The 20256-nt window shown below is 72.7% G+C and carries 23 protein-coding genes; 11 read left to right on the top strand and 12 right to left on the bottom strand.

The annotated features are described in order from the left end of the window. Nucleotides 1–50: 50 nt before the first annotated feature. Nucleotides 51–242 (top strand): DUF2795 domain-containing protein, encoded by a 192-nt coding sequence (locus B5P21_RS02750; RefSeq protein ID WP_045529752.1) that lies wholly within the window; start codon nucleotides 51–53, stop codon nucleotides 240–242. A 74-nt stretch (nucleotides 243–316) separates the two neighbouring features. Here the strand turns inward: B5P21_RS02750 and B5P21_RS02745 are convergent, their stop codons facing one another. Together B5P21_RS02745 and B5P21_RS16745 are read right to left on the bottom strand one after the other, a co-directional pair. After that, nucleotides 317–601, bottom strand: a complete 285-nt coding sequence (locus B5P21_RS02745; RefSeq protein WP_094170737.1) for a hypothetical protein — start codon at nucleotides 599–601, stop codon at nucleotides 317–319. A gap of 102 nt (nucleotides 602–703) precedes the next feature. Beyond that, on the bottom strand, nucleotides 704–844 hold the full coding sequence (locus B5P21_RS16745) for a hypothetical protein (protein ID WP_165770599.1): 141 nt from the start codon (nucleotides 842–844) through the stop codon (nucleotides 704–706). A gap of 57 nt (nucleotides 845–901) precedes the next feature. Between B5P21_RS16745 and B5P21_RS02740 the strand changes: the two genes are divergently transcribed. Then, the gene (locus tag B5P21_RS02740; RefSeq protein ID WP_045529756.1) at nucleotides 902–1414 is read left to right on the top strand and encodes a DUF2087 domain-containing protein; all 513 of its coding nucleotides are present in this window, start codon (nucleotides 902–904) and stop codon (nucleotides 1412–1414) included. Nucleotides 1415–1427: 13 nt separating this feature from the next. Here B5P21_RS02740 and B5P21_RS02735 read toward each other — a convergent pair whose 3' ends face one another. The 10 genes from B5P21_RS02735 to B5P21_RS02690 form a co-directional block, all read right to left on the bottom strand. Continuing rightward, complete coding sequence (locus B5P21_RS02735; protein ID WP_045527534.1) at nucleotides 1428–2387, bottom strand: IS481-like element IS1122 family transposase; 960 nt, start codon at nucleotides 2385–2387, stop codon at nucleotides 1428–1430. A gap of 97 nt (nucleotides 2388–2484) precedes the next feature. Next, nucleotides 2485–3498: a zeta toxin family protein gene (locus B5P21_RS02730; protein WP_045529758.1), complete on the bottom strand. Its 1014-nt coding sequence runs from the start codon at nucleotides 3496–3498 to the stop codon at nucleotides 2485–2487. Nucleotides 3499–3501: 3 nt separating this feature from the next. Then, nucleotides 3502–3960: a hypothetical protein gene (locus tag B5P21_RS02725; protein ID WP_045529761.1), complete on the bottom strand. Its 459-nt coding sequence runs from the start codon at nucleotides 3958–3960 to the stop codon at nucleotides 3502–3504. 19 nt (nucleotides 3961–3979) lie between these two features. Continuing rightward, on the bottom strand, nucleotides 3980–4996 hold the full coding sequence (locus tag B5P21_RS02720; protein WP_094170736.1) for a zeta toxin family protein: 1017 nt from the start codon (nucleotides 4994–4996) through the stop codon (nucleotides 3980–3982). A 2-nt stretch (nucleotides 4997–4998) separates the two neighbouring features. Beyond that, entirely contained in the window at nucleotides 4999–5457 is a 459-nt protein-coding gene (locus tag B5P21_RS02715) for a hypothetical protein (RefSeq protein ID WP_045529765.1), read from the bottom strand. Nucleotides 5458–5583: 126 nt separating this feature from the next. Continuing rightward, nucleotides 5584–6546, bottom strand: coding sequence for an IS481-like element IS1122 family transposase (locus B5P21_RS02710; protein ID WP_045530803.1), 963 nt, complete (start codon nucleotides 6544–6546; stop codon nucleotides 5584–5586). Nucleotides 6547–6689: 143 nt separating this feature from the next. Further along, nucleotides 6690–7136 (bottom strand): helix-turn-helix domain-containing protein, encoded by a 447-nt coding sequence (locus B5P21_RS02705; protein ID WP_045529767.1) that lies wholly within the window; start codon nucleotides 7134–7136, stop codon nucleotides 6690–6692. Between the two features lie 101 nt (nucleotides 7137–7237). Next, nucleotides 7238–8422 (bottom strand): M23 family metallopeptidase, encoded by a 1185-nt coding sequence (locus B5P21_RS02700; protein WP_045529769.1) that lies wholly within the window; start codon nucleotides 8420–8422, stop codon nucleotides 7238–7240. Then, nucleotides 8419–8979, bottom strand: a complete 561-nt coding sequence (locus tag B5P21_RS02695) for a hypothetical protein (RefSeq protein WP_094170735.1) — start codon at nucleotides 8977–8979, stop codon at nucleotides 8419–8421. Before B5P21_RS02695 ends, B5P21_RS02700 begins: the two co-directional genes overlap by 4 nt. Next, nucleotides 8979–10376 carry a MinD/ParA family ATP-binding protein gene (locus B5P21_RS02690; RefSeq protein WP_045529773.1) on the bottom strand — a complete coding sequence of 466 codons (1398 nt, stop codon included), beginning with the start codon at nucleotides 10374–10376 and terminating at the stop codon, nucleotides 8979–8981. Before B5P21_RS02690 ends, B5P21_RS02695 begins: the two co-directional genes overlap by 1 nt. Nucleotides 10377–10641: 265 nt before the next feature. On the opposite strand from B5P21_RS02690, the gene B5P21_RS02685 reads away from it, so the two are divergent. From B5P21_RS02685 to B5P21_RS02645, 9 genes are read left to right on the top strand one after another with little or no spacing between them, the layout of a single operon-like run. Continuing rightward, on the top strand, nucleotides 10642–11253 hold the full coding sequence (locus B5P21_RS02685) for a DUF6668 family protein (RefSeq protein ID WP_094170734.1): 612 nt from the start codon (nucleotides 10642–10644) through the stop codon (nucleotides 11251–11253). A 34-nt stretch (nucleotides 11254–11287) separates the two neighbouring features. Continuing rightward, nucleotides 11288–11611, top strand: coding sequence for a hypothetical protein (locus B5P21_RS02680; protein ID WP_045529776.1), 324 nt, complete (start codon nucleotides 11288–11290; stop codon nucleotides 11609–11611). A 60-nt stretch (nucleotides 11612–11671) separates the two neighbouring features. Further along, a complete protein-coding gene (locus B5P21_RS02675; protein ID WP_045529778.1) occupies nucleotides 11672–12424 on the top strand; it encodes a DUF8175 domain-containg protein in 753 nt (250 codons plus the stop codon). 46 nt (nucleotides 12425–12470) lie between these two features. Then, a complete protein-coding gene (locus B5P21_RS17505; protein ID WP_269082416.1) occupies nucleotides 12471–13973 on the top strand; it encodes a TrbL/VirB6 family protein in 1503 nt (500 codons plus the stop codon). A 12-nt stretch (nucleotides 13974–13985) separates the two neighbouring features. Then, complete coding sequence (locus B5P21_RS02665; RefSeq protein ID WP_094170733.1) at nucleotides 13986–15494, top strand: SCO6880 family protein; 1509 nt, start codon at nucleotides 13986–13988, stop codon at nucleotides 15492–15494. A gap of 54 nt (nucleotides 15495–15548) precedes the next feature. Then, a complete protein-coding gene (locus tag B5P21_RS02660; protein WP_045529782.1) occupies nucleotides 15549–17246 on the top strand; it encodes a P-loop NTPase family protein in 1698 nt (565 codons plus the stop codon). Beyond that, nucleotides 17243–19021 carry a type IV secretory system conjugative DNA transfer family protein gene (locus B5P21_RS02655; protein ID WP_094170732.1) on the top strand — a complete coding sequence of 593 codons (1779 nt, stop codon included), beginning with the start codon at nucleotides 17243–17245 and terminating at the stop codon, nucleotides 19019–19021. The genes B5P21_RS02660 and B5P21_RS02655 overlap by 4 nt, the downstream gene beginning before the upstream one ends. Further along, nucleotides 19018–19413: a DUF4913 domain-containing protein gene (locus tag B5P21_RS02650; RefSeq protein WP_045530604.1), complete on the top strand. Its 396-nt coding sequence runs from the start codon at nucleotides 19018–19020 to the stop codon at nucleotides 19411–19413. Before B5P21_RS02655 ends, B5P21_RS02650 begins: the two co-directional genes overlap by 4 nt. Continuing rightward, nucleotides 19410–20255: a hypothetical protein gene (locus B5P21_RS02645; protein WP_094171381.1), complete on the top strand. Its 846-nt coding sequence runs from the start codon at nucleotides 19410–19412 to the stop codon at nucleotides 20253–20255. Before B5P21_RS02650 ends, B5P21_RS02645 begins: the two co-directional genes overlap by 4 nt. Nucleotide 20256: the final 1 nt, after the last annotated feature.

The following is a 20256-nucleotide window of genomic DNA, read 5'->3' as shown; positions in this document are numbered from 1 at the left end:
CGACTCGAGGGGAGGGCGACGACGCCCGCACCCCGACGAGAGGACACCCCATGGCCATCAACCCCATCGAGCTGCAGAAGCACCTCAGCGGCCTCGACTACCCGGCATCCAAGGACGCGATCGTGAAGAAGGCCGAGGAGTCGGGCGCCGACTCCGACACCCTCGACGCGCTCCGCGGCATCGCCGACAAGGAGTACGACGCGCCCACCGCGATCAACGCGGCGGTCTCCGACGCAAGCTGATCCGGCTCACCGCGTGACGCGCACGGCCCCGGTCCTCCTCGTGAGGGCCGGGGCCGAGTCCGTCGCCCGTGCGCTCACGCGATGAGCATGCGCTCCCGCGGCAGCTCGGCCGCCACGGCCGCGAGCGCGTCGTCGAGGCTGCCGAACCAGTCGCACAGGCCCGGCACCGGCCGCATCCGCATGAGCTCGACCCGGCTGCCGCGCCGCTGGGCGTACCCGATGATCCGGGTGGCGTCCGAGGCGGCGATGCGCGCGTCGCACACCCGCCACTCGGTCGGGCTGAGCGCGACCACCTCGAGCCGTCCGTCGATGCCTGCCCTGGATCCCCATCCCCGCGAGGAGACCTCCCCCGCCTGCATGACGCTAGGGGCGACCCCCGACAGGGCCGCGCGCGGGGGCGGGGACCGTGCAGAGTCCGACGACTGTGCACCTCGGGAGGAGGGGAACGGCCCGCCGTGGGATCAGGGCCGGTACTGCTGCGGCTTCTCGAACCCCATCGGGTCGCCGTTCGACGGGTTCTGGCCGCTGCCGCCGAGGCGGACCTTCCCGAGCACGTGGAGGACCCGCGTGAGGACGCGGCCGAGGAAGCGGAGGGCCGTCATCTCCCGACCGTACCGGCGCCGGTCGGCGGGGCAGAAGGCGCCGGGCAGGATGGGGGCATGGACCACAGCGACCCGCGCCGCCTCGCCGCCGTGCTCGCCGACGCCGAGATGCGGGCCGCGTACGCCCGCGTCGTGCTCGGATCCGGCCTCGACGACGCCCTCGCGCACCTCTCGCCAGCCCGCCGGGCGAAGGCGCGCTCGTCGCTCGTCGGGTCGGGCCTCGTCACGGTGGACGCCGACGGCACCGCGTCCGCGACCGACGCCGTCTTCCGCGCGATCCTCGCCCAGCAGGCCGCGACGCCGCCCGCCCAGGGCGTCGAGCGCTTCCTCCGCGACGGCCGCATCGCGCAGTGGCCCGCGAGCCCCGCCGACCTCGACGACCTGCTGCGGCACGTCGTGGCCGAGGTGCTCGAGCCCGACGAAGTGCTCGACGAGAAGGCCCTCACGGAGCGCCTCCTCCGCCTCACCGACGACCACGCGCTCCTCCGCCGCCACCTCGTGGACGCGGGCCTCGTGCTCCGGACGCGCTCGGGATCCGAGTACGCGAGGGCTGAGGACAAGCCGGCCTAGCTGTACTGAGTCATCACGTTGGTGACACTCGGGCCGCGGGCGTCAGCCCGTGGCTCGAGTGGATTCGTTCAGTGTTGTAGTGCTGGATCCACGGATCAAGGGCGTCGGTTCTGGCTTGGTTGCTGGTGAAGGGTTGCCGGTAGGCCCACTCGGTCGCGAGGGTGCGGTTGAAGCGTTCGACCTTGCCGTTCTGCCAGGGGCAGTGCGGGCGGATGAACTTCTGCCTCGCACCGAGCTGCGTGACCGCGTTCTGGAACGCGGCCGAGTGCCGGTAGGCGAACGCGTTGTCCGTCAGGACCCGTTCGATGCGGGTGATGCCGTGCTCGGCGAAGTACGCCGCGGCCCGGGTCAGGAACCCTGCCGCGGTCACGCCCTTCTCGTCCGGGTGGATCTCCGCGTAGGCGAGGCGGGTGTGGTCATCGACCACGGCGTGGACGTAATCGAACCCGATCCCACGACCACGAACCTGTTCGCTGCGGCCATGCGCCCGCCAGCCGCCGCCGTCCGGGATCCGGCCGAGCTTCTTCACGTCGACGTGGATCAGGTCGCCGGGATGCTCATGCTCGTACCGGTTTGCCGTCGACCGGGATGCCCGGATCACGGCCCCGGTGACGGGGTCCAACCATGCCAACGGCGGTGCCCCGTGCCGCCGCAGGACGCGGGAGATCGTGCGGGCTGGAACACCGGTCACCGGCGCCAACCGGGCAGGACCTGATCGCAATCGGGTCCTCGCTTCCACGACGGCTCGTTCTCGTTCCGGGCTCGTCCTCGTCGGCACCCGTCTCGGCCTCGAGGACCGGTCCGACAAGCCTTCGAAACCCTCGGACCGGAACCGATTCACCCACCGATGCGCGCACTGACGCGACACACCGAGTTCGCGCGCGACATGCGAGACCGGCCGACGATCCTCGACCACCCGCCGCACGAGGAGAACCCTCCCGTGAACCGTCAGACGAGCATTAGCGTGGGACATCGAGGCCTCCTGGCAGTGGCAGAACTAGACAGCTCCATCAAGCCAGGAGGCCTCCTCACACGCCCCGAAGTGTCACCAACGTCATGGCCGGGTACACCTAGCGCCCGCGGTCGACGCGCGCCGGTCCGGCTCGCCCTGGCGTCATCCGCCCCGCCCGCGTGACCCCCGGCAGCGCCCGCGCCTGCGGCACCTCGGCCACCGACCCCGACCGCGTCGGCACCAGCGGCCCACCCCGCGTCGCCCGCGACATGTCCGTCTCCAGGGTCGGCCCCGCCTTCGCCTCCGCCTGCTCGGCCGTCGTCCGGTACACCCGGTATCGCGACACCGCCGGCGACTCCTCCGCCACCATCCGCGCGTTCGCCTCCGGCCGCGAGCGACCATCCGGCCCATCGAACACGTTCCGCGCGAAGTCGGACGGCACCCACCGGCCGCCGAGTCCCTCACCTCGCCGAGCCGCCTCATTGCCTTCCAGCCACTTCTGCCGGATCCGCGCCTCGGACACCTCGAACGGCACCTCCACATCCACCACCTGCACGTCGTACCCAGCGGCCTCCAGCTGCGCCGAGATGCTCCGTGCCTTTTCCGCCGAGCCCAAGACCGTGTCGATCACCACGTTGTCACCATCCCTGATCGCTTGATCTCGCAACTGATTGGCGAGGAACGACGACTCCTCATGCACCAGCGACGCCAGCTCCATCGGATGAAGGGACGTGCCCGACGCGGGGCCAAGAGAGGCGGGAAGGATCTTCTGCTCATAACTCCCATCCGCCATCGCCTCGGCGAGAAGGAGCTCCTTGAACCTGTCTGGATCGATGGACCTGTACCGAGCGGAGTCTCCGCCAAGGATGCCATCGCGCGTCGTGCTCTTTCCCGCACCAGGCGGTCCGGCCAACAGGAGCGCTCGCTTCTCCTGCCGGACACCGGGATGCGCTTGCCGTTCCTGACTGAGGAGCCTCTTGTGGACCGCTTGACGTTGTGGAGTCGGGTCGCCGTCACTCCACCAGTCGACGTTGTTGATCGAGGCGTGGGGAGAATCGGGATTCAGCAGACCGCCGCTCGACGAGAGTGCGCGCAGCGCCGCAAGCCGATCATCCTCTTGGACCTCGGACATCGTTCAGCTCGCGACGTCGTGCTTGCGGTTGAACACCTCTTCGTACAGGGCGTCCTCGACCAGTCCGATATCGATCGCGAGCATAAACTCCGCCCAGGTGCCGGGCGGATTGACCACCAGGTCATCCCAGCCGTCGGTCTTGTCGAGCGGCACATACGGATACCGCGCCAGCTCGTCCACCAATCTGTCGCGGTCGAGCAGCCCCGCCGCGTACCGCTCGCAGATCTCCATCGGCAGCGCACTCGAGAACCCCTCCAGCGGCATGCTGACCTCGCGCGCCGCGCGCAACAGCGCGAGGTCCTGGGGCTTGAACACGCGCAGCTCCCGGGCCAGCTGCTCCTCGGAACGCCCGGCATCGAGCAGACGCCGCACCTCCCGCAGGTAGTCCAGCTCCGCCAGACGGAATCGGAGCAGCGCCAGCGCCGCCGGCGCGACCTCCTCAGGAACATCCCCTGCACTCATGAATCGATCACCTTCCTCGTCATCTCCCTCTCCCTCCACGGCCCACGCCGGCCGACCTGGCCGGCCCGACCGCTCGAGTGATCCCCGGCAGCGGCCTCGCCTGCGGCGCTTCCGCCACCGGCCCGGACCGCGTCGGCACCAGCGGCCCACCCCGCGTCGCCCGGGACATGTCCGTCTCGAGGCTCGGCGACGCCTTCGCCTCGGCTTGCTCCGCCGACGTCCGATACACCCGGTACCGCGACACCGCCGGCGACTCCTCCGCCACCATCCGCGCATTCGCCTCCGGCCGAGAACCCCCGTCGGGAGCCCCATAGACCCATGCCCCGAACTCGCTCGGCACCCACCGGCCGCCCAGCCCCTCGCCCTTCTCGGCCGCCTCGTTCCCCTCACGCCACCGCTGCCGGATCCGCTCCTCCGACACCTCCCGCGGCACCTCCACGTCCACCACCTGCACGTCGTACCCCGCCCGCTCCAGCTCGCCCATGATCTGCCGCGCCTTCGTGTCCGACGACAGGACGGTATCGATCACCACGTTCTTCCTCGCCGCCATGGCGTTCTGACGGAGGGAGTCCGCGATCGCCGCGGACTCCGCGTGGACGAGGGACGACAACTCCATCGGATGGAAGCGCTCGCCGGCGGTTTCGCGCTCCCGCACAGCGGCCGGCTTGATCCAAGACTCATAGCTCCCGTCCGCCACCGCCTCACGTAACAAGCGCCTCTTGAACTCATCCGCATCCACTACGAGGAAGTGATCGGATCTAGGTCCGAGGACGCGCTCGCGGATGGAGCTCTTGCCCGCACCGGGCGGCCCTGCCAGAACGATCGCACGGCTTTCCGCGCGCAGATCCGGCACCTCCTCAACCGCTTCTCTCTCCAGCTTGTCGAGGAGCGCTTGACGGCTCTGGGTGGGCTTCCCCCCGTCCCACCATCTCGAGTTGTTGATCGTCGCAGTGGGCGCGTCCCCGGCGACAGGCCCGCCCTCGGCCGAGAGCTGTCGCAGGGTCGCCAGATGCTCGAGTCGATCATCGTCCGGCATGTTCAGTCTCCGGAGACGTGGAGTCTCTCGACGACCTGGCCGTAGGTCTCGATGTCGATCAAGTCATTCGTGGTCGCCCTGGAGACGTCCATGAAGGTCCCCGGCGGGTTGACGACGAGATCGTCGTACCCGTCCACCTGGTCGCGCGGAACGTACGGGAACCGCACCAGCTCATCCACGAGCCGCTCCCGGTCGAGCATCCCCACCGAATACCGCTCGCAGATCTCATACGGCGTCGCCCCCGAGAACCCCTCGACCAGCACCGGCACCTCCCGGGCCGCGGCGATGCGATCCAGGTCAACAGGCTGGAACACCGCCAGATCCTGGACCAGCTTCGCCGCGTCGTACCCGGAATCCAGGAGCCGACGCACCTCCCGCAGGTAATCCAGCTCCACCAGCCGCAGCACGCGCAACGCACGCTCCGCCGGGCGCACCTCCACCGGCGCATCGAACAGACCCATCACGACCTCCTTGACCACATCACCGAAAAGCGTCTCCGGGGAACCGGGGCCGCGAACGGCCCCCGCGCACGGCCGAGCGGCCGAGCGGATCCGACTGCGGGAAGCAGCCAGGCTAGGTGTACTGAGTCATGACGTTGGTGACACTCGGGCCGCGGGCGTCAGCCCGTGGCTCGAGTGGATTCGTTCAGTGTTGTAGTGCTGGATCCACGGATCAAGGGCGTCGGTTCTGGCTTGGTTGCTGGTGAAGGGTTGCCGGTAGGCCCACTCGGTCGCGAGGGTGCGGTTGAAGCGTTCGACCTTGCCGTTCTGCCAGGGGCAGTGCGGGCGGATGAACTTCTGCCTCGCACCGAGCTGCGTGACCGCGTTCTGGAACGCGGCCGAGTGCCGGTAGGCGAACGCGTTGTCCGTCAGGACCCGTTCGATGCGGGTGATGCCGTGCTCGGCGAAGTACGCCGCGGCCCGGGTCAGGAACCCTGCCGCGGTCACGCCCTTCTCGTCCGGGTGGATCTCCGCGTAGGCGAGGCGGGTGTGGTCATCGACCACGGCGTGGACGTAATCGAACCCGATCCCACGACCACGAACCTGTTCGCTGCGGCCATGCGCCCGCCAGCCGCCGCCGTCCGGGATCCGGCCGAGCTTCTTCACGTCGACGTGGATCAGGTCGCCGGGATGCTCATGCTCGTACCGGTTTGCCGTCGACCGGGATGCCCGGATCACGGCCCCGGTGACGGGGTCCAACCATGCCAACGGCGGTGCCCCGTGCCGCCGCAGGATGCGGGAGATCGTGCGGGCTGGAACACCGGTCACCGGCGCCAACCGGGCAGGACCTGATCGCAATCGGGTCCTCGCTTCCACGACGGCTCGTTCTCGTTCCGGGCTCGTCCTCGTCGGCACCCGTCTCGGCCTCGAGGACCGGTCCGACAAGCCTTCGAAGCCCTCGGACCGGAACCGATTCACCCACCGATGCGCGCACTGACGCGACACACCGAGTTCGCGCGCGACATGCGAGACCGGCCGACGATCCTCGACCACCCGCCGCACGAGGAGAACCCTCCCGTGAACCGTCAGACGAGCATTAGCGTGGGACATCGAGGCCTCCTGGCAGTGGCAGAACTAGACAGCTCCATCAAGCCAGGAGGCCTCCTCACACGCCCCGAAGTGTCACCAACGTCATGGCCGGGTACAGCTAGGGCAGGCGACGAGCCGTCGGCCGCCCCCGCGCACCGCGCCCGTCAGCTCGCCGCGCGATCGCCCTTCGGCACGAAGTCCACCCGCTGGTTGCTCGTCTCCGCGAGGAGCCGTCGGACGGCCGCCTTCTCGATCAGCCAGCGGCCGCCGGGGCGCATGGCCGGGATCACGCCGTCGCGCAGCCAGCCGAGGATCGCCGGGCGGCTCTTCTGGAACAGCTCCATGAGATCGCGGTGCGTGAGGTGGTCGGGGTAGGCGTCGAGCGGATGCGGGTACGGCTCGTGCGGCGGCACCGGCACGGTGGACGTCGACTCGAGCCACTCGCGCACCTCGGAGCGGAACGCGATCCACGAGTGCGAGATGCGGTAGCCGGGGATGATGCCCTTCGCGAACCAGAGGCTCACGGTCGTCTGACCGATCTGCAGGATCCGCTGCAGGTCCGCGGACCGCAGGGTCGCCGGCAGGGCGTCCCAGGTGTCGTCGTCTGCCATGGGCGGATGCTGCTCCGGTCGGATCGGGCGCGGGATGCTCGAATTTACCCGCCTGAGCAATTATCGCCGCAGGGGTCGGGTGCACCGCAACCCCGCCGGCCTCAGGCGGACGCATGCCGGCACTCCCCGCCGCACAGCGTCACGCCGAACGCGGCGAAGAACGTCTCCGGATCCACGTAGCCGCTCACCGGCGCCCCCTGCGTCTGCGACTGCGGCAGTGCGGCGACACGGGCGTCGGTGGATCCGGCGACGTCGATGCGGATGTCGAGGTGGCACCCCGTCGACGGGCCGTTCGAGCCCACCTTCCCGATCTCCTGGCCGGGGGTCACGGCGTCGCCGACGCGGACCTCCATGTCCGGCTCGTACATGTGCAGGTAGCTGATCGTGTAGCCCGCCGCCGACCGGATCGACACCGTGTAGCCGCCCGCCGTCGTCACGCTGCCGGCCTGCGCGGCGAGCACGGGCGAGCCGCACGAGTAGCCGCTCCGCCCGGAGGACGTCCCGGTCTCCCGCGTCTGGTAGTCGTTCGCCGGGTGCCAGGAGGAGGCGCCCGCGGTCGGGCTCTCGCGCGGCCCGTACCCGGAGGTCTGGTCGAACGGCGCCTTCAGCGGGAGCACGGTGCCGCCGGCGGAGCACCCGCCGGAGGGCGCGGTCGGCACGGGCGTGGCCGAGGGATCCGGCGTGCCGGACGCGACGGGGGTCGCCGCCGGAGCTGCGGCCGCGGCGCCCGACAGCTGCGCGACCACGTCCTCGGCCGGCTGCTGGAACCTCCGGTAGTGGTACGGGTCCTTGTTGATCTGCACCTCGTGGATCGCGAGGGTCGGCTCGAGCGACTCCCACCCCTTCACGGTCTGCAGGCGGGCGAGGAACAGCTTCGCGCTCGAGGTCGGATCCATCCGCTCCTGCACCGAGCCCCACGACGACTGCTGCTGGAAGAGGCCGATCGAGTCGGCGATGGAGCCGTCGGGGTTCACCGCGTCGTCCCCGTAGTCGATGGCGCGCAGCGACGACTCGCCCATCGCCGCCATGACGCCGAGCACCTGCGCCTGCCGGGAGAGGCCGAGCCCGGCGGCGGCGTCCATGATCGCGGCGGCGTTGTCGAGCTGGTCGCCCGAGTAGCCGCCGACGGGCGTGCGCGGCCCGGTCGACGAGGACGCCGCGCCCTGCGTCGTGCAGGCGGACGCGCCGTCGCCGCCGAAGCCGAACAGCACCAGGAAGACGATCATCCCCATCAGCGCCGCGGGCGTGCCGATGAGGATCAGGACCCCCTTGCCGCCGCCGTTCACTTGTCGCGGACGGCCTGGATCTCGTCCGCCAGCCACGGAGCCGTGGTCGACGAGCGGATGAGGGCGACGTCGTAGTCGCCGTCGTCCGTGGGCACGCGCACGATGAGCGCGTACGCGGTGGGCGCCGGCATGACCGTGCCGGTGCCGGTGACCGCGTGGGCCGTGAGCTTCGAGGGGATCGTGGGGACGAACGCCACCGCGCCCTGCTGCGACAGGAGCGGCGTCATCTGCTGCTCCCACTCGGCCTCGGTGATCCCCGGCTGCGCGTACGTGCGCATGACCTCGTCTGCCGCCGCGAGCGCCGCCGCCTGCGAGGCCGCGTCCGCCACCGGCTCGGGCTCCGCGGCGGCACCGTCGTCCGTCGCGCCCGGGGAGGAGGTGCCGGAGCCCCCGGCGCCGCCGCTCGTGCCGTCCGCCGTCACGGCGCCGGACGAGGGGGCCGGATCCACCGGGCTCCCGTCGTCGTGCACGGTGACGCTCGCGCATCCGGCGGCCCCGAGGGCGAGGGCGGCGGCGAGCGCGACGGCGCCCGCCCCGCGCGCGACGCCCGCACGCATCAGAGGCCTCGCGCCACGGCCGCCCCCGCGCGGAGCCAGGCCCGCTGCGTGGACGCCCGGAGCGCGCCGTAGTTGAGGACGTCCGCGCCGAGCGCCGGGTCGTACGGCACCGTGACCACGTCGCGGGCGAGGGGCGCGAAGCCGTCGGAGATCTTGGCTAGCTCGGCGGGAGCGAGATCGTGCTTGTGCGCGCTGACCACCACGACCGCGCGCTCCGCGAGATCGGCGAAGTGCCCGCCGCGCTCGGCGAGACCCTCGATGAGGAGGGCCGCCGACTCCGCCGCCTTGGCCTCGCCGATGGTCGGCACCACGATCTGGTCCGCCCTCTCGATGGCGCGCAGCCACATCGGGTCGGTCTCGTCGTTGCCCGAGTCGATGAGCACGAGCCGGTAGAACTTGGCGGCGACCGCGTGGATGAGGTCGACCGTGGTGTCGTCGAAGCGCTGCTGGGTGGCGAGCACCTCGGGCTTCGAGCGGAGCACGTCGTAGCGGTCGCGGGTCTGGTGGTGCACGAAGTGCGCGAGGTCGGCGGACTGCGCGCCCGTGCCGAGCAGCCGGTCGACCTGCGGCAGGAGGTCGAGGATGCTCGCGTCGTGCGGCCCCTGCTCCGTGCTCCAGCCGAGCGTGCCGCGCGTCTGGTTGTTGTCCCAGGCGAGGACGCCCGCTCCGCCGTGCCGCGCGAAGACGGACGACAGGCAGATGGTGGACATGGTCTTGCCGACCCCGCCCTTGCCGTTGACGACCGCGACGGTGCGGGGGCCGGGCCAGTGCTGGCTGACGAGGCGGGTCCACTCGCGCTCGCGACGCTCGTCCTCGGACGGCGACATGCGGATCCCGAGCCGCGTCAGTGTGCCGCGCATGCCCTGCGTCGCCGGCTCCTCCACCTCCTCGCGCGTGAGGAAGGACTGGCGGGCGGCGCGGCGGGTGAGCGGCGGATCCGCGACGGCGGCCGGGGCGGGCGCGACCGCCGCGGGGACGGTCGGCGCGGGGGCGCCGACCGTTGGCGCCACGGCGGGGACGGCGGCCACCGGCGCCGCGGGGGCGAGGGGCGCCGCGGCGCCCGCATGGGAGGCCGCGTTCGGAGGCACGACCGCGGGCTCCGCGATCGCGTCCGTGCGGTCGAGCTCGCTGAGCGCCTCGACCGTGCCGTCCGGCCCCACGGCGAGCGCCTGGGATCCGAAGCGGTCGCGCGTCGTGAGGCGCACCGCCCGCTGCATCTGCTCGGCTATGCCGCGCACGCTCATCACGACGCCGCGGCGGATGTCGTCCTCCGCCGCCTCCGCGAACGGCGTCGCGACGCCGTTGACGGTGAGCACCCCGGTGGCGAGCCCGTCGGCCGTGGGCGTGATGGTGGCGTCGATGCGGGGGAAGGCGGGCACGGTCGGGGCGTCGGTCATCTGCGGCTCTCGGTGAGGGGGCGTCGTGCGGGTCGTGCGGAGGGAGATGCCGGCGGCCCGTGTGGAGAGGCGGCCCGCGCGAGCGGCGGTGCCCGCCAGGATCGACGTCGGCGGGACAGTCTCACGGAAAATGCGAGCAGGATCAAGCACTTGCGTCTGCGCAAGCACTTTGACAGCATCACCGTGCAACGTCCTGTCGACATCCCCCGCCCGGTGGATCACGCGTGAGGCGAGCACGAGACCCTTCGGGTGGGATGGGCAGGGCATGGACGACAGCGGCAATCCGTGGGTGGTCGGCGCGCCCGCCGTCGTCGACGCACCCGCGTCCGACGCCCCTCCTCTCACCCGCCGCGAGCGCCTCCGCGGACCCCGCGCACCCCAGCCGACCACCGTCCCCGCCCCCGCGGCGGCCGATCGCCTGCCCGTCCGTCGCGTGGACGAGCCTGCCGGTCTCTGGTGGGTCGGCGCCCACGGCGGCGCGGGCGAGACGACGCTCGCGCGCCTCGCTCCCGGATCCCGCGCCGCCGGCCACGCCTGGCCCGCCCCTGCCGCCGGATCCCCCGCCTCCCGTGTGGTCGTCGTCGCCCGCACCGACCACTCCGGCCTCCTCGCGGCGCAGCGGGTCGCCCGCGAGTGGGCGTCCGGCCAGGTCGCGGGCCTCGTCGAGCTGGTCGGCCTCGTGCTCGTGGCGGATGCGCCCGGCCGTCGCCCCAAGGAGCTGCGGCAGCTCGAGCAGCTGGTCTCCGGCGGCTACCCGCGCTCGTGGACCCTGCCGTGGATCGACGCGTGGCGCCTCGGCCCCGCGGATCCCGCCGACATGGGCCGCGAGCACCAGCGGCTCCTCGCCGACCTGCGGCTCACCGCATCACCCCGCTAGCCCTGCCCCTTCCCTTCCACGAGAGGTCCCCCGCATGTCCCCCACGCTCCTCGCGCTCGACGCCGTCCACCAGGCATCCGCGCACCTCCACCACGCCCTCGACGCCGTCGCCATCGACGTGCCGGACGGCGAGGCGAACGCCCCCAGCGACTGGACCGACAAGTTCAGCCGCATCATCGGCATCGCCAAGTGGGTGCTCCTGCCCCTCGCGGTGCTCTCCCTCATCGCGACCGGCGCGATGCTCTTCCGCAACAACCGGCACGAGGGTGGCGAGATCCAGGAGCGCCTCATCAAGATCGGCTTCGGCCTCTTCCTCGGGCTGGGCGCCGCGTCGCTCGTGAGCTTCGTGATCGCGTAGCGCGACCTCCGACTCCCCTGCCCGCCTGCCCGCGCCGCCCGCTCCCCCGAGAGGATCCTCATGAGCACCCCCGCCACGCCCTTCCACAAGCGCCCGCTCTGGATCGCCATCGCGGCGTTCCTCGCCCTCGTCCTCGTGGGCGGCGGCATCGCGGCGGCGACGGGGGCGTTCTCGGGCGGCGGGACGCCTGCCGCGGCGCCGACGAGCGACGCGGCGGCCGCCGAGCCGGAGACTCCCGCCTCGCCGAGCGCGTCCGCGCTGCCGGAGGGCGCCGCGTCCGTGTGCGGCCTCCCGGGATACGAGGAGACGAGCTCGCTCGACACCGCTCCGAAGACGACGTGGAAGCTCGTCGGGACGGTCGCGGTCCCGGATGACCCGCAGGGCGCCGGCCCGGGGATCACGGGCTCGAACGGCATCCGCTCCTGCTACGCGCACACGGCGACGGGCGCCCTGTACGCGGTCGCCAACTACCTCGGGCAGGCCACCGACGGACGCCTGAAGAGCCATATCGCCGAACTGGTGGCTCCGGGGCCGGGCAAGGACGCGGCCGCGGCCAAGGCAGGGGCCTCCTCGTCGTCGAGCGTCCGCCTCCAGATCTCCGGCTTCAAGATCGAGTCCTACTCTCCGTCGGAGACGACCGTCGACGTCGCCGCCGCTGTCACCAGCCAAGGGAACGCCCTCGTGAGCATGCCGATGATTCTGAAGTGGGTCGACGGGGACTGGAAGTTCGAGCTCGCGGATGACGGCACTCTCCCCCTCGACTCGTCGCAGCTCCAGAGCCTCGGCGGATACATCCCGTGGGCCGGGGCGTGAAGTGGGCTGCAGCTTCGGCGACATCGGATGTTCCACCTCGGAGATCGTGGCCAACGCGATCGAGCAAGGCGCGAAGAACACGCTCGAACAGCTGATGGACGCCGCGCTCGAGACCTTCGGCAAGGTCGTCGCATCCCTCGGCACCATGTGGGTCTATATACCGGGGCCGCAGTTCACGAAGGGCGAGGGCTCGACCGTCGGCTACGAGCCGAACTCGACCGTCACGGGCGACTTCGACACCCTGCTCGGGTACGTCGCGTGGATCGGGCTCGTCGTGGCAGTCCTCTCGATCATCGGGTTCGCGATCCTCTACATGCGCGCCCGATCCTCGGAGACGGGCATGGACGCCCTCGGGCGGCTCGGGCTGGTGCTCGGCGGCGTCTTCCTCATCACCAGCGCGTCGTCGCTGGTCGCCTGGGTCATTCCGAAGACGGCTCCGGACGGATCCACCACGGCCGTGGGGTTCTTGCAGAACTCCACCTGGTTCGTCGTCCTCGCGATGGCGGTCGGGTCGGTGATCCTCGCGGGCATCCGGCTGGCGTGGACGCAGCGGGCGGAGCCGGTGCGCGAGCTGGTCCGGTCCCTGGTCACCCTCGTGATGGTCTCCACGATCGGGCTCACGGTGATCCAGCTCGCCGTCCGACTCGGTGATGCCTTCGCGGTCGGCGTCCTGAACGCGGCGACCAAGTGCGATGTGGCGGACGTCGGCGGCAACTGCTTCGGCAGCAACATCGCGCTCATGATGCAGCTCACCGCGCAGTCGCCCTTGGGGACGATCGGCGTCCTGATCCTCGCCCTCATCGCGATCCTCATCTCGTACGTGCAGATCGCCATGATGATCGTCCGGTCGGCGATGCTCGTCCTCCTCGCCGGGATACTGCCGCTCACCGCGAGCTTCACGAACACGCCGACGGGGAACCAGTGGTTCCGCAAGTCGCTCGGATGGCTGACCGCGTTCATCCTCTACAAGCCGGCCGCCGCACTGGTCTACGCCGCCGCGTTCCGCCTGATCGGCACCGACCTGTTCGCGAAGGACGGGCAGGGAATCTGGGCCGTGCTCACCGGGGTCGCGCTCATGCTCATCGCGCTGATCGCGCTGCCCGCGCTCATGCGCTTCATCGCGCCGATGGTCGCGCCGGCCGGCGGGGTGTCGGGCGCAGCCGTCGCGGGCGCCGTGATGGGCGGGGCCGGCGAGGCCGCGTCCGGGGCGATCAAGCAGGCGGGATCCATGGCGAGCCGGTCGAACAGCGGTGGAGGCGGCGGCGCGGGCGGCGGACCCTCGGGCGCCGCCAACGCGAGCGCCGGCGCACGCAGCGGCACCGCCGCCAAGGGCGCGGCCGCCGGAGCCAAGGCCGGCGCCGGCGCGAGTGGTGCAGCAGCGGGTGGCGCAGCCGGCGGAGCCGCCGCCGCGGGAGCAGCCGTCGCGGGTCCCGTCGGGCTCGCCGCGCTCGGCGTCGCGAAGCTCGCCGAGGGCGCGAAGAAGGCCGCGCACGCCACCAAGGGCGCCGTCGAGGACGCCGCGGGAGAGGGCCCCTCGGGGGCCAGGTAGGGACACGGATCCATGAGCGCCATCGAGGGACGCGCCACCGCGCGCACGTACGGCAACTGGCGGAAGCCGCGCACCCGCGGCGTCGGCGGGCTCGGCATGTTCCCGACGATGTTCGGGTTCGCCGGGGCCGTGATGGTCATCATCGTCGCCACCAACAAGGGACTCGTCGCCGGGGTGATCACGGCGGCGGTGTTCGCCGGCGTGCTCGCGGCGGTCGCGGTCAAGGACAAGCACGGGGAGTCGGGGATGATCCGGATCATGAACCGCGCGGGCTGGCTGTTCGCCCGCAACCGCGGCGCGCACCTCTACCGCTCGGGGCCGCTGGGCTTCGCGGAGTGGGGCACGGCGCAGCTGCCGGGCCTCGCCGCGGGATCCCGCCTCACCGAGTGGAAGGACTCCTACGGCCGCCCCTTCGCGCTCATCGAGGTGCCGTCGACCAACGACTTCACGGTGGTGCTCGGGGCCGAGCCCGACGGATCCGCGCTCGTCGACCAGGAGCAGGTCGACATCTGGGTGGCCGAGTGGGGCTCCTGGCTCGAGGCGCTCGCGGACGAGCCCGGCCTCGTGGCCGCGTCCGTCACGCTCGAGACCGCGCCGGACACCGGGACGCGGCTCGCCTCCGAGGTGCTCGGCCGCATCGACGACCGTGGATCCGACTTCTCCAAGAGCGTGCTGCGGAAGATCGTGGCCACCTACCCGGCGGGCGCCGCGACCATCAAGGCGTACGTCGCCATCACCTTCGCGGGCGCCACGCGCACCGGCGCCGCCCGCCGCAGCCCCGAGGAGGTCGGCCGCGAGCTCGCCTACCGGCTGCCCGGCCTCACCTCGGGCCTCTCCTCCACCGGCGCGGGAGCCGCCCGGCCGCTCACGGCGCAGGACCTGTGCGAGGTGGTGCGGATCGCGTACGACCCGGCCGCGGCGATCCTCATCGACCAAGCCAACTCCGCCGGCCAGGCCACCGAGCTGTACTGGCCCGAGGTCGGGCCCACCGCGCACCAGGCCGCGTGGGACTCGTACCGGCACGACTCGGCGCTCTCGGTGTCGTGGATGATGTCGCAGGCGCCGCGCGGCAACGTGGGCGAGTCGATCCTGTCCCGCCTGCTCGCGCCGCACCGGCACATCGCCCGCAAGCGCGTGACGATGCTCTACCGGCCCATCGACCCGGCGCGCGCCGCCGCCATCGTCGAGGCCGACAAGCGCGACGCCGAGTTCCTCGTCGGGTCGACCAAGAACCCCACCGGAAGGTCGCGCAAGGACGTCATCGCCGCGTTCGCGAACGAGTCGGAGGAGTCGGGCGGCGCCGGGCTCGTCAACTTCGGGATGGTCGTGACCGCCACCGTGCAGGATCCGGCCACCATCGAGGACGCGCGCGCCGCGGTGGACAGCCTCTCCGCGCAGGCCCGCATCCGCCTCCGCGTGGTGCACGGCTCGCAGGACTCCGCGTTCGCCGCCGGCCTGCCGCTCGGCCTGGTGCTGCCGCGGCACCTGGCGATCCCGCACGACATCCGGGACCAGCTGTGATCCGCCGCGCCGCCGCCCGCCCGGCGACCGCCGCCCGCCACGAGAGGAGCGCCCGTGCCCGCGCTTGACCAGGGATCCCGCAAGGTCGCCACCCGCCGCACCCGGAAGCTCGCTGCCGAGGCCGCCCGCGCGGCGTCGGAGGCCGAGGCCCGCCCCGAGGCGCCGCGGCCGACCCGGGCGGAGCGCCGCGCCCTCCGCACCGCCGCCCGCTCCCACCGCCGCCCCTCCCCGCGCGGTTGGCTCGGCCGCGCCCGCGGCGAGACCGTGCTCGTGCAGCCCGCGCCCGAATGGCGCGGCACCACCGTGCAGGTGTGCGGGCTGTGGCCGTACGCGGTCGGATCCAGCAGCCCCATCAGCGGCGTGCCGCTCGGCCTGCACCTCGACACGGGCGCGACCGTGTGCGCTGACCCGATCTCCTGGTTCCAGTCCGGGATCATCTCGAACCCGTCGATCTTCGCCCTCGGCCTCCCCGGCCTCGGCAAGTCGACGCTCATCCGCCGCATGTGCGTGGGCGGCGACGGCATGGGCTACCTGCCGCTCGTGCTCGGCGACCTCAAGCCCGACTACGTCGACATGGTGCACGCGCTCGACGGCCAGGTCATCACGCTCGGGCGCGGCCGCGGGCACCTCAACGTGCTGGATCCGGGCGGCGCGATCGAGGCCGCCGAGCAGCTGCGCGCCGCGGGCTTCGAGCAGGAGCGGCAGCGCCTCATCGCCGACGCGCACGGGCGCCGCAACACGATGGTCTCGTCGCTGCTCACCATCCTCCGCAAGCAGGCGCCCGACGACGTGGAGGAGTCGATCATCGACGCGGCCCTGCGCGTGCTCGACGACGAGTTCCCCGGCGTGCCCGTGCTCGCGGATCTGCTCCGCGTGATCCAGGACGCCCACCCCGCCGTGCGCGACGTGGCCGTCGACCGGGGCGACCTCGGGCGCTACCAGGAGATCACCCGCGGGCTCGAGGCCAGCCTCATCAGCCTCACGCGGGGCGGCCGGCTCGGCGAGAACTTCGCGCAGCAGACCGACGTGGCCATGCGGCACGACCGGCCCGTGGTCTACGACGTCTCCTCCATCGACGAGTCGGACACCGACCTCCAGGCCGCCGTGCTCCTCGCCTGCTGGTCGCAGGGCTTCGGCACCGTGAACGTGGCGACCGCCCTGGCCGACGCGGGCCTGCAGCCGCGGCGGCACTACCTGATCGTGATGGACGAGCTGTGGCGCGCGCTCCGCGTGGGCAAGGGCATCGTCGACCGCATCGACTCGCTCACGCGCCTCAACCGGCAGCGCGGCGTGGGGCTCGCGATGATCACGCACACCATGTCCGACCTCCTCGCGCTCGCCGACGAGCAGGACCGGATGAAGGCGCGCGGCTTCGTCGAGCGCGCCGGCATGGTGGTCGCGGGCGGCCTGCCGCGCGCGGAGATGTCGATGCTCACGCAGGCCGTCGCCCTGTCGCGCTCGGAGCAGGACCTCGTCATGTCGTGGCAGAACCCGCCCGGCTGGTCGCCCGACCAGGAGCCGCCGGGCCGCGGGCGGTTCCTCATCAAGGTCGGCGGGCACCCCGGGATCCCCGTGCACGTGGAGCTCACGGAGGAGGAGCGGCACATCAACGACACCAACAAGGCGTGGCACGCGACCGAGTCGTTCCCGGAGCCGGACGAGGCGACGGGGCGGCCTCCGGAGCCGGCCGGGAGCGGGTCCGCCGACGGGTTCGAGGCCGAGCGCGAGACCGTCGAGGCCGGCGCCGCATGAGCTCCGACCGCACCAACCGCCGGGCCGAGCCGGGGCGCGCGAACCCGGGCACCATCATCGCGACGTGGGCGATCGGCATCGCCGCCGGGCTGCTCGCGTCCGCCTGGGCGGGGCTCGCCGCGGCGCACGCGCTCACGGGGGCGGGGGCCGCGCTGCCCGGGGATCCGCTCGCCGTCGCCATCGCGCTGAAGAAGGGCGAGGTCGCGTGGACCCCGCTCGCCGTCGCGCTCGCCGTCGCCGTCGCCGCGGTGCTCACGGCGCTCGTGGTCGCCGTCGCGCGCGCCCTCCGCCGGCTCGGCCGCGGCCGCACGCGCGTGGACCGCAGCGCGCGCTACCTCGCCTCCGTGTCCGACCTCGACGAGCTGCGCGAGCGCACGTCGCTCGCGAAGGCCGCGCGTCTCGGCGTGCCCGGGCGACCCGGGCTGCCGCTCGGCCGTGACCTCCGCTCCGGCGGCATGCTCTACGCCTCGTGGGAGGACGTGGTCGTCGGCATCGCCGGGCCGCGCGTCGGCAAGACCACCTCGCTCGTCGTGCCGGCGATCCTCGCGGCGCCCGGCGCGCTCGTCACCACGTCGAACAAGCCCGACGTCGTGCGCGCCACCCGCGACCTGCGCGCCGGCGTCGGCACCGCGTGGGTGTTCGACCCGCAGCAGGTCGTCGACGAGGAGCCGACGTGGTGGTGGGATCCGCTCTCCTCCGTCACCGACGACACCTCCGCCGCCAAGCTCGCCGGGCACTTCGCCGCCGGATCCCGGGAGGCCGACGACCGCGGCGACGCCTTCTTCGACGCGGCCGGCAAGGACCTGCTCACGGGTCTGCTCCTCGCGGCGGCGGTCGACCGCCGGCCCATCACGGACGTGCTCGGCTGGCTCACGGATCCGGACGAGCGCGAGATGGTGGCGATCCTCCGCCGCGGCGGCTACCCGCTCATCGCGGACGACGTCGAGAGCGCGTCGCGCACGTCGCCCCGCCAGCGCGACGGCGTGTACGCGACCGCCCGGAAGATGGCGTCGTGCGTGCGCAGGAGCCGCATCAACCGGTGGATCACGCCGGCCGGCGGCGACGCGGCCGCGGATCCCCGCCCCCGCCTCGACCCCGACGCCTTCGTCCGCTCCACCGACACCCTGTACTCGCTGTCGGTCGAGGGCGAGGGCACGGCCGCCCCCCTCGTCACGGCGCTCACGGTCGCGATCGTCGAGGCCGCCGAGCGCCTCGCCCGCACGCAGCCGGGCGGCCGCCTGACCACGCCGCTCGTGTGCGTGCTCGACGAGGCCGCGAACGTGTGCCGGTGGAAGGAGCTGCCCGACCTGTACTCGCACCTCGGGTCGCGCGGGATCCCGGTGCTGTCGATCTTCCAGTCGTACGCGCAGGGCGTCGACGTGTTCGGCCGCGAGGGCATGCGCAAGCTCTTCAGCGCCGCGAACGAGGTCGTGTACCTCGGCGGCGTGAAGGAGGCGGAGTGGCTGCGGGAGCTGTCCGAGCTCATCGGCGACTACGACCACGAGACGGTCTCCAGCTCGATGACGCGCGGCGTCCGGTCGACGAGCGTGCAGAACGACCGGCGCCGGATCCTCGACACCTCCGAGCTCGCCGAGCTGCCCCGCGGCCGCGCGGTGCTGCTCGCGTCGGGCGTGCGCGCCTCGATGATCGCGACCGTGCCGTGGATGGACGGACCCGAGGCCGCCGTGATCCGCGCCTCGCTCGCGGCCGCCGACGCCCGCGCGGTCTCCCGCCCGGCGCCGGCAACCGCACCCGCATCGGGGCCCGCGTCGTGACGGACGCGTTCGGCTGGGGCGACGCGCCCGCGGCCGCCGCATCCGCCGCCGTGCAGGTCTTCCCCGACGTCGACGCGTTCGTGCGCGGGTTCCTCGCGCCCGTCTACCGCCGCGAGGTCAGCCCGCGCGGCGAGAGCCGGTGGGATCCCGAGTGGTGGCGCCACCCCGAGGCCGTCGCGCGGCTCGAGGCGCTGCACCTCGCCTGGGAGGCCCTGCGCCTCGAGGGCGCGACCGGCATGAGCGTCTGGTGGCGGGATCACGCGGACTACCACCTCGCCGTCCTCATGGGCCCGACCGGCCCCTTCGCGCGCACCTCCGCCACCACCGAGTCCGGGGAGCCGCTGCCGTGCGCGCCGCGGCCGGAGCCGGATCCGACCGGAGCGGCCTCGTGAGACGCGAGGTTCCCGGCTGGTTCCGCCTGCTGCTCTGCTGGCCGGCGCTGCTCGTGCTCGGGATGGGCCTCCTCGGGCTCCTCGCCGCGATCGCGGACCCGTCGGTGCTCACGCGACCCGCGACGCTCATCCCCGGGCTCGTGCTCCTGCTCCTCTGCGTCGCCGCGGTGCGCACCCTGATCCGCGGCGCGCGCGTGCTCGCGGGCATGATCCGCGGCGCCCGGCACGAGCTCGCCCGACCGGCCCGCGAGGCCGCCGCCGCCCAGGACCTGGCGGCCCGGAGCGCCGCGGGCTGGGCCGAGGCGTGCCGCCTCCGCGCGTCGCTGCTGCGCGGGGAGCGCCCACCCGGCTTCCCCGTCTGGGACGTCGTCGCCGAGCCCGGCGAGGTGTTCCTCTACGACGTGCAGGCGGACTACGAGCGGTACTACGGGCAGGACGTGACGTACACGCGATCCGGCGGCTTCCTCGTCGGCAGCCCCGCGTTCGTGCTCGGCGGGATGGCCATCGCGGCCATCGGCAACGCGTCCCGGCGGAGCGCGGCCGAGGCGCAGGCCGCCGAGCAGTGGCGCGAGCTGCAGCCCGTGCGGCTCGTGATCTCCGACCGCCGCCTCCTCTGCCAGGTCGGGGGCCGGTCGCTCGCGTTCTGGTACGCGGGCATGACGGCCGTCTACCCCGAGGTGACGAAGTGGGCGCTCGTCTGCCAGTTCCCGGACGTGGAGCCGCTGCGCCTCCGCGGCGTCGACGCCCCCATCGCCGCCGTGCTCACGGTGCTCGGCACGCAGGGCCTCGACGCGCTGCGCGACCACCCGAGCCTGCAGGCGCTGGGGGCGACGGGCTCCTGAC

Source organism: Clavibacter michiganensis subsp. insidiosus (genome assembly GCF_002240565.1).
Classification (GTDB): Bacteria; Actinomycetota; Actinomycetes; order Actinomycetales; family Microbacteriaceae; genus Clavibacter; species Clavibacter insidiosus.
Note: the sequence above shows the minus strand (reverse complement) of the source record. Positions and strands in the feature narration are given on the sequence as shown.